This is a genomic window from Kitasatospora sp. NPDC048296 (genome assembly GCF_043201815.1).
Taxonomy (GTDB): Bacteria; Actinomycetota; Actinomycetes; order Streptomycetales; family Streptomycetaceae; genus Kitasatospora.
This window is the reverse complement of sequence record NZ_JBICZB010000020.1, coordinates 79570-91479: the sequence shown is the minus strand read 5'-3', so window position 1 is coordinate 91479 and position 11910 is coordinate 79570. Positions and strand designations below refer to the sequence as shown.

Here is an 11910-nt window from a genome sequence, read left to right as displayed (position 1 = left end):
AGGTGGTGACCGGGGCGGACCGGTCACGACCCGGCCGGACGGACCGATCAGGATTCGAGAAGCGCCCGGACCGGGGGCGCCCCTAGCGTTGCAGGCATGGACGACATCACCATTCACTGGACCTTCCTCCCCCACACCGACCCCGAGGCCTCGCTCGCCTTCTACCGCGATCTGCTGGGCTTCGAGGTGCGCAGCGACGTCGGCGGCGGCCCGATGCGGTGGATCACCGTCGGGCCGGCCGGGCAGCCGAGCGTCTCGCTGGTGCTGGAGCCGCCGACCGCCGATCCGGGCGTCACCGAGGACGAGCGGCGTACGATCGCCGAGATGATGGCCAAGGGGACCTACGCCCGGCTGGTGCTCGCCACCGCCGACCTGGACGGGGTGTTCGACCGGCTGAAGTCCGGCGGCGCCGAACTCGTGCAGGAGCCGACCCAGCAGCCGTACGGCATCCGCGACTGCGCCTTCCGCGACCCGGCGGGCAACATGATCCGCTTCAACGAGGTGCGCTGAGCCTCCGCCCGCCCCGGGGGTGCCCCCTCGGGGCGGGCCCCGATCGACCCACCGCACAACCCGACCGACAGCCAGGGAGCGAAGACAACGATGGCCGAGCCGCACGTCGCCGACAGCCACGACCTGATCCGCGTGCACGGAGCGCGCGAGAACAACCTCAAGGACGTCAGCGTCGACCTCCCCAAGCGCCGCCTGACCGTGTTCACCGGCGTCTCCGGCTCGGGCAAGAGCTCGCTGGTCTTCGACACCATCGCCGCCGAGTCGCAGCGGCTGATCAACGAGACCTACAGCGCCTTCGTCCAGGGCTTCATGCCCACCCTGGCCCGCCCCGAGGTGGACGTCCTGGAAGGGCTGACCACCGCGATCATCGTCGACCAGCAGCGGATGGGCGCCGACCCGCGCTCCACCGTCGGCACCGCGACCGACGCCAACGCGATGCTGCGCATCCTGTTCAGCCGGCTCGGCAAGCCGCACATCGGCTCCCCCAAGGCGTACTCCTTCAACGTCCCCTCGATCAGCGGCGCCGGCGCCGTCACCGTCGAGCGCGGCGGCAGGACCGTCAAGGAGCGGCGCAGCTTCAGCATCACCGGCGGCATGTGCCCGCGCTGCGAGGGCCGCGGCAGCGTCTCCGACATCGACCTCACCCAGCTCTACGACGATTCCAGGTCACTCGCCGAGGGAGCGATCACCATCCCCGGCTGGAAGCCGGACAGCTGGTGGACGGTCGGCGTGTACGCCAACTCGGGCTTCCTCGACCCGGACAAGCCGATCCGCAAGTACACCAAGAAGGAGCTGCAGGACTTCCTGTACCGGGAGCCCACCAAGGTCAAGATCAACGGCGTCAACCTCACCTACGAGGGCCTGATCCCCAAGCTCCAGAAGTCCATGCTGTCCAAGGACAAGGACGCCCTGCAGCCGCACATCCGGGCCTTCGTCGAGCGCGCCGTGACCTTCACCGCCTGCCCGGACTGCGAGGGCACCCGGCTGAGCGCGGCCGCCCGCTCCTCCAGGATCGGGGCGCTCAGCATCGCCGACGCCTGCGCGATGCAGATCAGCGACCTCGCCGACTGGGTCCGCGACCTGGCCGAACCCTCGGTGGCGCCGCTGCTCACCGCGCTCCAGCAGACCCTGGACTCCTTCGTGGAGATCGGCCTCGGCTACCTCTCGCTCGACCGCCCCTCCGGCACGCTCTCCGGCGGCGAGGCACAGCGGGTCAAGATGATCCGCCACCTGGGCTCCTCGCTCACCGACACCACGTACGTCTTCGACGAGCCCACCACCGGCCTGCACCCGCACGACATCAGCCGGATGAACGGCCTGCTGCTGCGCCTGCGGGACAAGGGCAACACGGTGCTGGTGGTGGAGCACAAGCCGCAGACCATCGCGATCGCCGACCACGTGGTGGACCTCGGCCCGGGCGCCGGGGCGGCGGGCGGCGCGGTCTGCTTCGAGGGCGACGTGGACGGGCTGCGCACCAGCGGCACCGTCACCGGCCGTCACCTGGCGGACCGGACGGCGCTGCGGCACACCGTCCGCGAGCCCGGCGGCACGCTCGCGATCCGCGGCGCGAACACCCACAACCTGCGGGACGTGGACGTGGACGTCCCGCTCGGGGTGCTGACCGTGGTCACCGGCGTCGCCGGCTCCGGCAAGAGCTCGCTGATCCACGGCTCCATCCCTGCCGACGAGGGCGTGGTGTACGTCGGCCAGGGTGCGATCAAGGGCTCGCGGCGCAGCAACCCGGCGACGTACACCGGCCTGCTGGACCCGATCCGCAAGGCCTTCGCCAAGGCGAACGACGTGAAGCCGGCCCTGTTCAGCGCCAACTCGGAGGGCGCCTGCCCGACCTGCAACGGCGCGGGCGTGGTTTACACCGACCTGGCGATGATGGCCGGGGTGGCCACCACCTGTGAGGACTGCGAGGGCAGGCGCTACCAGGCCTCGGTGCTGGAGTACCACCTCGGCGGCCGGGACATCAGCGAGGTGCTCGCGATGTCGGTGACCGAGGCGGAGGAGTTCTTCGGCGCGGGCGAGGCCAAGCTGCCGGCAGCGCACCGGATCCTGGAGCGGCTCGCCGACGTCGGCCTCGGCTACCTGAGCCTGGGCCAGCCGCTGACCACGCTGTCCGGCGGCGAGCGGCAGCGGCTGAAGCTGGCCACCCACATGGGCGACAAGGGCGGGGTCTACGTCCTGGACGAGCCGACCACGGGCCTGCACCTGGCGGACGTCGAGCAGCTGCTCGGGCTGCTGGACCGGCTGGTGGACTCCGGAAAGTCGGTGATCGTGATCGAGCACCACCTGGCGGTCATGGCGCACGCGGACTGGATCATCGACCTCGGCCCGGGCGCCGGGCACGACGGCGGCCTGGTGGTCTTCGAGGGCACCCCGGCCGAGCTGGTCGCGGCCCGCTCCACGCTGACCGGCGAGCACCTGGCGGAGTACGTGGCGGGCTGAGGCGCCCAGGGCCCTCCCGTACGGGATGTCACTCCAGCGGGAGGGCCATCTCCAGGATCCGGGCCTCCGGATCCAGCACGTACGGCGTCTCGCCGCCGGTGTACGCGAAGCCGCGCCGCCGGTAGAAGGCGGCGGCGCGGTGGTTCTCCTCGTGCACCCCGAGCAGCATCCGCTGCGCGCCGCCGGCCCGGGCCCAGTCGATAACGGCGTCCAACAGGGCGTCGGCGACGCCGAGTTCGCGGCCTCGATGGGCCGGGTCGACCCAGACGCCGATCAGGTCGACGGCCCCGGCCCGCTCCTTGCCGGGGATCGACAGCATGGTGGCGACCCACTCGTCTGTGTCGTCCACGGCGACCAGGCCGATCTTGCCGGGCTCGTTCAGCCAGTCCGTCCGGGCCCGCCAGTTGGCCTCGCCCTGGTGCTGCGCGTACTCGTAGGGCTCGCCGAACGCCATGGGGGTGTCGAGGAGTTGGGCCAGCCGCACCTTCCGCAGCCGCTGCCAGTCGTCCCGGCCGATCCGCTCGATCCGGTACCCCATGCCGCCCCCCGTTGTACGAAATCCGTTGTGCGAAATGTCGCCTGGCAACCAGGAAACGCCTCCGCCGCCGGCGGTCACCGGCAGCGGAGGCAGGATAGCCGCAGCTCGGGTCAGGGCTTGATCCGGACCACCTGCGGGTCGTGGTCGCTGGCCTGCTGGGCGAACTCGGCGTTGATGTGCACCACGTCGTACTTGGCGTAGCCGACCTCGGGGCTGACCAGGATGTGGTCCAGCACCTGGGAGTTGCCCTGGTAGACGTAGGAGTACTGCTCGGTCTCCGGCAGCTCGTTCACCAGGTCGCGCAGCACGCCGTCCTTGGTGAGCGCGGCCAGCGCGGGCGAGAACTGGTAGTCGTTGTAGTCGCCGACCGAGACGATCCGCGCCTCCTTGTCGGCGGCCAGCAGCTCGGCGACGAAGGCCTGCTCGACGGTGGCCTGCTTGATCCGCTGCACCTCGGAGCTGCGGGTCGGGGCCTGGAAGCGGCTGTCGATGCCCTGGTCGCCGCCCTTGCTGTTGAAGTGATTGGCGATCACGAAGACCTTCTGGCCGCGGAAGGAGAACTGCCCGACCAGCGGCTTGCGGCTGTTGGTCCACGCCTCGTCGGTGGGCTCGATCCGGCCGGGCGAGGCGGTCAGCGCGGTGGCGGCGCCGGTGCCGGTCACGCCGACGGCGGTGGTGGCGGTGCCGCCGGGGATGTCGGTGAAGGAGACCCGCTGGGGGTTGAACAGGAAGACCTGGCGGATGTTGCCACCGGGTTCGCCGCCGTCCTTGCCGTCCTGCGGGTCGACCGAGCGCCACTCGTAGGACGGGCCGCCGGCCGCCTTGATCGCGGCGAGGAACTTGGCGACGGTCCGGCTCGCGTCCACCGTGCCGTCGTTCTTGGCGCCGTTGTCGTCCTGGATCTCCTCCAGGGCGACGATGTCGGGCGAGCGCAGGTTGGTGACGACGCCCTGGGCCAGCTCGGCGAACTTGGCGTCCGGGTTGGTGGCGGCCAGGTTCTCCACGTTGTAGGTGGCGATGGTGAGTTCACGCTCGCCGGCCTTGGCGGTCACCTCGCGCTGGAGGTGGTTGTCCTTGAGGGTGCCCATGGCGCCGGCGACGAGGGTGTAGCCGCCGAAGGCGTTGTAGTCCAGCGGGCCGGTGGTGGTGCCGGTCAGCTCGTCGCCGACGTTGGCCACCGGGAAGGGCTGCTGGGAGACCGGAGCCTGCTGCTGCACCATCAGGCGGCCGACGTTGGGCTCGCGGTAGGACTCGTACAGCACGCCGCCGCGCTTGCTGCGCTGGTCCTGCCGGTCGGCGGCGACCCACAACTCGTTGTACTTGTCGGTCGCCTGTATCACCCGGACGTCCTTGACCTGGACGAGCATGCCCTCCAGCGACTCGTAGAAGTCCAGGGCGTACTTCTCCGGGTTGAGCGGCACCGAGTCGACGGTGCCGTCGGGGCCGGCCGGCGGGGCGTAGGTGCCGGGGATGTCGCGGGTGTCCACCACCACGGGGGCGGGCAGCGGGTTGCCGGAGGAGACGACGGTGACGGCCGGGCCGGACAGCTCAGTGACGGACTGCGAGCCGCCGGAGTAGTTCGGGTAGTACTCGGTGACCTTGCCGCTCACCAGTACCGAGTCGCCGACCTTGACGGTCGGGGCGGCGCCGGTGAAGACGAAGATGCCCTCACTGGTGGCCGGGTCGGCGTCCGGGTTCGGGTCCTGCATCCAGAAGCCCTTGGAACTGCCGTACGCACGGAGGCCGGTGACGATGCCGGGCACGCCGGTGACGGGCTTGCCGGCCTGCGGGGAGATCCGGGTGGCGCCCTGGATGTCGTGGATCCGCAGCGGCCCGGCCTCGGTCGGGGCGGGCGGGGCGGGCGTCGCCGCGCCGGCCGCGTTCGCCACCGGCAGCGGGACGAGCACCAGCGCGGCGGCCAGCGCGGCCGGGAGGATCGCGGCGCGCAGCAGGGCGGCTCTGCGGGGGCGGGGTGCGGAGGCGGTGGTCACCGGGCATGACTCCTAGCTCGTGCAGCGGGCGCTACCGGCTCGCGTAGCGGGCGCTACTCGCGTAGAGAGAGGGGGAGAGAAAGCGGGGGACGAACACCCGCCCCCCGCGACGCCCTCAAGATACGCGCGTAGAAAAAGCCCCGACAAGACCCCGTCAATGAACTGTCGGTTCCGGCCAAGTGACTTGATGACGCGTCAATTCAGCCCGCTCCCAGCAGGCTTCCAGCTTTCCCCAAGCTTTCCCCGGCTTTTGCTCAGCTTTGCCCGATCCGTTCCACGATCAGCTCGCACAACTCATGGGTGCGCAGCGCGTCGTGGGCATCGATCGTCTTCCCGGCGCGAACGGCGTCCAGGAAGCCGGTCACGCACTGCTCGATGCCGCGCTGGCGGGCGACGGACACCCAGTCGCCGCGTCGGCGGACGGTGGGCTGGCCGCGGTGGTCGATCACCTCGGCCAGGTTGCGCACCTCGCGCTTGGAGTCGCCACCGGAGACCTCCAGCACCTCCTCGGTCGAACCGGAGACCCGGTTCATGATGCCGAGCGCGGTGAAGTCCTCCCCGCCGAGCGTGAGCACCACGTGCTCGACCAGGCCGTCCCGGGTGCGGGCGCGGACGTCCACGTGCTCGATCTCGCCGGGGGCGAGGAACCGCAGGGTGTCGACGACGTGGATGAAGTCGTCGAAGACCAGTGAGCGGGCGGCCTCGGCCAGGCCCTCACGGTTCTTCTGCAGCACGATCAGGTCGCGCGGCCGCTCCTTGGCCTGGAGGTACCCGGGCGCGTGGCGCCGGTTGAAGCCGACCATCAGCGAGCGGCCGGTCCGGTCGGCGAGCCCGACCAGCCGGCGGGCGCCGTCCAGGGTGTAGTCCAGCGGCTTGTCCACGTAGACGTCGACCCCGGCGGTGAGCAGCTGCTCGACGATCGGCACGTGCTGGTCGGTCGCGGCGTGCACGAAGGCGGCGCGGATGCCGCTGCCGATCAGCTCGCCCAGATCGGTGAACCGGTGCTCGGCGCCGATCCGGTACGTCTCCCCCAGACGTTCCAGCTTGGCCCGGTCCCGGGTCATCAGCCGCAGGTCCAGCCCGGGCAGCGCGGTGAGCACCGGCAGGTAGGCCTTCTGCGCGATGTCGCCCAGGCCGATCACCCCGATGGGGAACCCGGTTTCGGAGGCAGCGGTCGCGCCCATGGAATCTCCTGCCGTGGAACGGACGGTCGTCACGTCGAGCCATCCTACGTGCCTGGTCACGGCGCTCGGCGGGGCCGACCGGGGCCCGGTGACGCCCCGTCGCGCCGCCGGCGCCTGCGTGATCGACCGGCTGTGCGGGGTCTCCTCCGAGGCCCCGCACAGCCGGGCTCAACGGGCCGTGTCATCCACCGGTCGGCGCTCGGCGGCCGGGCCGGAAGCGGTCGACTCCGAGCCGGCCGGCTCGGCGGGAACGCCGGCCGTCGGCTCGGGCCGCCCGGGCAGGACCACCGCCGCGGCCAGCGCGGCGGCCACCAGGAAGCCCGCCGCCAGCAGGTAGCCGAGCGAGTAGCCGTCGGTCGCCGCCGCCCTGGCCTCGGCCCCGGCGGCCAGCCGGTGGTCGGTGCGGGCGGTGGCGGCCGTCACCAGCACCGCGAGGCCGATCGCGCCGCCGATCTGCCGGGCCGAGTTGAGCAGCGCCGAGGCCGTCCCGGCCTCCTGCGGCGGGAGTCCGCCGGTGGCGGCCGCGGTGAGCGGGACGAATGAGAAGCCGATCCCGAGGCCCGCGACCATCGAGGGGACGAGGACGTCGCCCAGGTACCCGCCGGAGGGTTCCAGTGCCGCCCACCAGGCGAAGCCCGCGGCGCCGAGCAGCCCGGCGGGGACCAGCAGCAGGCGGACCGGAACGCCCCGGCGCATCAGCCGGGTGGAGATCTGGATGGCGACCACCACGCACAGGGTCAGCGGCAGGAAGGCCAGCCCGGCCCTGGCCGCGCTGAACCCGAGCACGGTCTGCAGGTACAGGGTGGAGAAGTAGAACGCGCCGAACTGGCCTCCGACCAGCAGCGCCATGAACAGGTTGGCGCCGAGGACGTTGCGCCGGCGCAGCAGGCCGAGCCGGATCAGCGGATCGGCCATCGGCCCGTACTGCTCCCAGAGCACGAAGCCGAGCAGCAGTACGGCCGAGGCGGCCAGCGTCCCGAGGGTGGCGGCGGAGCCCCAGCCGACCTGCTCGGTGCGCTCCACGCCGAGGATCAGCAGGCCCACGCCCGCGGTGGCGAGCACCGCGCCGACCAGGTCGAGCCGGCCGCGGCGGCGGCCGAAGGTGCCGCCGGGCACCCCGCCGAGGGCCAGGACCAGCGCGCCGGCCGCCATCGGCAGGTTGACCAACATCACCCAGCGCCAGCCCGCGTACTCGGCGAGCAACCCGCCGATCAGCACCCCAGCGCCGCCGCCGACCGCCGAGACGGCAGCGTAGACGCCGAGCGCCCGGGTGCGCTCGCTGCCCTCGCGCTGGGTCAGCGTCAGGACGGCGAGCGCGGCGGGCGCCAGGACGGCCGCCCCGACGCCCTGGACCGCGCGGGCCAGGATCAGCTGGGCCTCGTTCTGCGCCAGCCCGCCGCCGAACGAGGCGAGCGCGAAGGCGACCGTGCCGCAGGCCAGCACCCGGCGTTGCCCGTAGAGGTCCGCCATCCGCCCGCCGAGCAGCAGGAAGCCGCCGAAGCAGAGGGCGTAGATGTTGACCACCCAGGGCAGTTGGGAGCGCTCGATGTGCAGCCCCGTCGCCATGCTCGGCAGCGCCACGTTCACGATCGTCATGTCGAGCGTGACCATGAACTGGGCCAGCGCCACCGCGGCGAGCGCCCTCCCCCGGTGACCCCTGGCCACTTCCGTCTCCCCCATCGATCCCATCGACCCCTCCCAGAGTTTTTGTACGCGTATATCTAACGCGTACGAAAACCATAGCCGGAGACCGGGGCGACCGCCAGCCGGGCAGGGAGAGGGGACGTCAGCACCCGCCGCGACGCGGACAGGAGAGGATGTGGGCATGGAACAGAGCACACCGACCGGTCGCCGGACCGGCCGACCGCCCAAGCTGTCCCGGGAGGCGATCCTCACCGCGGCCCGGACGATCCTGGCCGAGGAAGGGCCGGAGCAGCTGTCCATGCGGCGGCTGGCCAAGGAACTCTCCAGCACCCCGATGGCGCTCTACCACCACGTCAAGGACAAGGACGAGCTGCTGCTGCTCCTCCTGGAGAGCCACGCCTCGGCCTTCCCCCGGCCCGAGCTGCCCGCCGACCCGCGCGAGCGGCTGATCGCCGCGGCCCGGGTGCTGTACGACATCCTGGCCGAGTGCCCGTGGATCGTGGAGGTGCTGGCCTCGGACGACCTGCTCGCGGTCTCGGCGCTGTGGATCGTGGAGAACATCCTGGACGCGGCGATCGCGGCCGGGCTCACCCCCGACCAGGCCGTCCACGTCTACCGGGTGCTCTGGTACTACACGGCCGGCGAGCTGACCGTCCGGCTCGGCCGTCGGCGCCGCCGCGCCGACCCGGCCGGACGCCCGTACCGCGCCGAGGCCTTCGCCGCCCTCGACCCGGCGGCCTTCCCCCGGCTCACCTCGCTGGCCGGCGACTGGGAGGAACTGACCGCCGCCGACACCCGGCAGGAGGGGCTGATCGCGATCGTGGACGGCCTGCTGGCGGCGCTAAAGCCCTGAACTGCTTCCGCCCGTGGGCCAGTTGGTCAGGCCCCGGCGGCCGCCGCCGCCGCGAGGGTGTCCAGCACCGGGCGGATCAGCGGGTGCCCGTCGGCCCCCGCGCGGACGGCGGCGAACACCCGCCGGGTGGCCAGCTCGCTGTCCACCGGGCGGACGGCGACCTGGGAGAGGTCCACGCCGCGCAGCGCGGAGCGGGGCACCAGGGCGACGCCGGAGCCCGCCGAGGCCAGCGCGACCACGGCGCGGAAGTCGTCGGAGGAGTGCAGCAGCCGGGGCTGGAAGCCGGCGTGCTCGCAGGCCAGCAGCACCACGTCGTGGCAGGGGTTGCCCGGGTAGGGGCCGATCCAGGGATCGCCGGCCAGGGCGGCCACGGCGAGCGGCCCCTGCTCGGTGGCCAGCGGGTGAGCCAGCGGCAGGACGGCCTCGAAGGGCTCGGCGTAGAGCGGGACCCGGGTGAGCCGGGCGTCGTCGGCGCGCGGGGCGCCCCGGTACTCGACGGCCACGGCGAGGTCGGCCCGGCCGTCCAGCACCATCGGCAGGCTGGCGTCGCCCTCGGCGTCCAGCACCTTGAGCCGCACACCCGGGGCGCGCTCGGCGAGCAGGCCGATCGCCGGGGCGAGCACGTGCGAGATGCCGGTGGCGAAGGAGGCGACGGTGACCTCGCCGGCGACGCCCGCGCTGTACGCGGCGAGGTCGGCCTCGGCCCGCTCCAGCTGGGCGAGCACGGCGTCCGCGTGGCCGAGCAGGATCTCCCCGGCGGCGGTCAGCCGCACGCCCCGGCCCTCGCGGGCCAGCAGGTCGTGGCCGGTCTCCTGCTCCAGGGCCGCCAGCTGCTGGGAGACCGCGGAGGGGGTCAGGTAGAGGGCGGCCGCCGCGGCGGTCACGGTGCGGTGGTCCGCCACGGCCCGCAGGGTCCGCAGCCGTCGTGCGTCGATCACAGGCCAATTCTGCCAGCGCGGCGGAGTGGACCGTCCGGGAGCCGTTTCGGGGGCAGTACCACCGGTGGCGTATTTCGGGCGGAGATCGCTTCGGCCCGTTGACCGTCGCGCTCGATCGGCGCTTGGCTCATGGCCGGGCCGGGCCGCTGGGGATCACGGGGATTCGAGGGCCCGGCACACGTCATCAAGGGGAGGATGTCCATGACCACCGCTCGTTCCCGCCGCTGGCTGGCCCGTACCGGCTGCGTCCTGGTGGCCGCCGTCGTGGCCGGCGCCGCGATGCCGGCCGCCGAGGCCCGCCCGCCCAAGGGCGACACCGCCCGGGTCAGCGAGGGCACCAAGGGCGAGCAGCTCAACGGCCTGTCGAACACGCTCGGCCTGAGCGCCGACGGCCGCTCCGCGCTGTTCTCGTCGGCCGCGACCAATCTGCTGCCCGTCGACGGCACCCCGAACGCCAGCGAGGTCTACGTACGGGACCTGCGCAACGGGCACATCGAGCGGGTCAGCGTCGCCGACGACGGCGCGCAGCTGAACGCGCCCACCTCGGACGCCTCGATCAGCGGCGACGGCCGCTACGTCGCGTTCACCACCACCGCCACCAACGTGGTGCCCGGCCAGGCCAGGCACCAGAGCGACGTCTTCGTCCGCGACCGCTGGACCGGCCGCACCGAGCTGATCACCACCGGCAACCTCACCACCACCGACGACGAGACCATCCGCGGCGCCGACAACCCCACCCTGAGCTGGGACGGCCGCTACGTCGCCTACGCCTCCGACCGCACCGACCTGGCCCCCGGCGTGCGGCGCGGCAAGGAGAACATCTTCGTCACCGACCGCTGGACCCACACCACCCGGCTGATCACCACCAGCTTCGACGGCAACACCGCCGACAACAACTCCTTCGGCCCGACCATCAGCGCCGACGGCAGCACCGTCGGCTTCACCTCCCGGGCCGGCAACCTCGTCCCGCCGCCCGCTGCCGGCACCACGGCCCCGGCCGCGACGGCCGATCTGGCCGGGCCCCGGTTCTACCCGTACTTCGTCTGGAAGGCCGACACCGGCAGGACCACCGGCGCCAGCCTGGACGACACCGGCTCCCTGACCGGCACCGGCATCGACGCCCGGATCAGCGCCGACGGCCGCTACGCCCTCTACGGTCTGCCGGTCTACGGCGCCGGCAAGCCCGGCTCGCACGGCATCCGGATGGACCTCTACGCCCTCGAGCTGGCCACCGGCGAGCGCACCCGGCTCAACACCTTCCTGCCCGGCACCACGACCACCGGCGGTTCCTACGACCCGGTGATGACCTCCGACGACCGCTGGGTCTACTTCGACTCCGACGCCGACAACCTGGCCCCGGGCGACACCAACCAGCAGACCGATGTCTTCCGTCGGGACCTGTGGACCGGCCGGATCGAGCGGGTCAGCCTCACCGAGGACGGCGCGCAGGCCACCGGCGGCTCCTACAACCCGCGCGTCGACGCCACCGGCGACACCGTGGTCTTCGACGCGGAGGACGGCAACCTGGTGGCGGGCGACACCAACACCTTCACGGACGTGTTCCTGCGCCGCCTGTGACCTCCCGCTGCGTGGGGCCGAGCCGCCATAGGCCAAACGCCGCTTACGACAGTTGACGTATTTTCCGACCGAGTTCATCTCAGCTGTTGACCGGCGGCCCACGACCAAGGCGAGGACTACTGATCCCGGAAACCGCGAACGGGGGTGGGGCGCCGGTGCGGGCCGGCGCCCCACCCCCGTGGCGGGAGGGTGCGGCAGGTGGTTGGTGGCCGTGGGGCGG

The 11910-nt window shown here is 72.4% G+C and carries 9 protein-coding genes; 4 read left to right on the top strand and 5 right to left on the bottom strand.

Annotation, left to right across the window (positions count from 1 at the left end):
- Positions 1-96 precede the first annotated feature (96 nt).
- Both ACGF12_RS14975 and ACGF12_RS14970 read left to right on the top strand, forming a co-directional pair.
- Positions 97-510 carry a VOC family protein gene (locus ACGF12_RS14975; protein WP_393028850.1) on the top strand — a complete coding sequence of 138 codons (414 nt, stop codon included), beginning with the start codon at positions 97-99 and terminating at the stop codon, positions 508-510.
- A gap of 90 nt (positions 511-600) precedes the next feature.
- Positions 601-2964, top strand: a complete 2364-nt coding sequence (locus tag ACGF12_RS14970) for an ATP-binding cassette domain-containing protein (RefSeq protein ID WP_393028848.1) — start codon at positions 601-603, stop codon at positions 2962-2964.
- Positions 2965-2992: 28 nt separating this feature from the next.
- Here ACGF12_RS14970 and ACGF12_RS14965 read toward each other — a convergent pair whose 3' ends face one another.
- From ACGF12_RS14965 to ACGF12_RS14950, 4 genes are all read right to left on the bottom strand, one after another.
- On the bottom strand, positions 2993-3502 hold the full coding sequence (locus tag ACGF12_RS14965; RefSeq protein ID WP_393028846.1) for a GNAT family N-acetyltransferase: 510 nt from the start codon (positions 3500-3502) through the stop codon (positions 2993-2995).
- A 110-nt stretch (positions 3503-3612) separates the two neighbouring features.
- Complete coding sequence (locus tag ACGF12_RS14960; RefSeq protein WP_393028844.1) at positions 3613-5493, bottom strand: endonuclease/exonuclease/phosphatase family protein; 1881 nt, start codon at positions 5491-5493, stop codon at positions 3613-3615.
- A 254-nt stretch (positions 5494-5747) separates the two neighbouring features.
- A complete protein-coding gene (locus ACGF12_RS14955; protein ID WP_393028842.1) occupies positions 5748-6677 on the bottom strand; it encodes a Gfo/Idh/MocA family protein in 930 nt (309 codons plus the stop codon).
- A 168-nt stretch (positions 6678-6845) separates the two neighbouring features.
- Positions 6846-8342: a DHA2 family efflux MFS transporter permease subunit gene (locus ACGF12_RS14950; protein ID WP_393028840.1), complete on the bottom strand. Its 1497-nt coding sequence runs from the start codon at positions 8340-8342 to the stop codon at positions 6846-6848.
- 160 nt (positions 8343-8502) lie between these two features.
- On the opposite strand from ACGF12_RS14950, the gene ACGF12_RS14945 reads away from it, so the two are divergent.
- On the top strand, positions 8503-9174 hold the full coding sequence (locus ACGF12_RS14945) for a TetR/AcrR family transcriptional regulator (protein ID WP_393028839.1): 672 nt from the start codon (positions 8503-8505) through the stop codon (positions 9172-9174).
- A gap of 26 nt (positions 9175-9200) precedes the next feature.
- On the opposite strand, the gene ACGF12_RS14940 is transcribed toward ACGF12_RS14945, so the two are convergent.
- Positions 9201-10112 (bottom strand): LysR family transcriptional regulator, encoded by a 912-nt coding sequence (locus ACGF12_RS14940; RefSeq protein ID WP_393028838.1) that lies wholly within the window; start codon positions 10110-10112, stop codon positions 9201-9203.
- 201 nt (positions 10113-10313) lie between these two features.
- Here ACGF12_RS14940 and ACGF12_RS14935 point away from each other — a divergent pair, with 201 nt between their 5' ends.
- Positions 10314-11690 carry a hypothetical protein gene (locus ACGF12_RS14935; protein ID WP_393028836.1) on the top strand — a complete coding sequence of 459 codons (1377 nt, stop codon included), beginning with the start codon at positions 10314-10316 and terminating at the stop codon, positions 11688-11690.
- Positions 11691-11910 lie beyond the last annotated feature (220 nt).

Excerpts from the sequence above, each read along its gene's own strand:
- ACGF12_RS14975 (WP_393028850.1), top strand. The coding sequence starts at position 97 with ATGGACGACATCACCATTCACTGGACCTTCCTCCCCCACACCGACCCC.
- ACGF12_RS14970 (WP_393028848.1), top strand. The coding sequence starts at position 601 with ATGGCCGAGCCGCACGTCGCCGACAGCCACGACCTGATCCGCGTGCAC.
- ACGF12_RS14965 (WP_393028846.1), bottom strand. The coding sequence starts at position 3,502 with ATGGGGTACCGGATCGAGCGGATCGGCCGGGACGACTGGCAGCGGCTG.
- ACGF12_RS14955 (WP_393028842.1), bottom strand. The coding sequence starts at position 6,677 with ATGGGCGCGACCGCTGCCTCCGAAACCGGGTTCCCCATCGGGGTGATC.
- ACGF12_RS14945 (WP_393028839.1), top strand. The coding sequence starts at position 8,503 with ATGGAACAGAGCACACCGACCGGTCGCCGGACCGGCCGACCGCCCAAG.
- ACGF12_RS14935 (WP_393028836.1), top strand. The coding sequence starts at position 10,314 with ATGACCACCGCTCGTTCCCGCCGCTGGCTGGCCCGTACCGGCTGCGTC.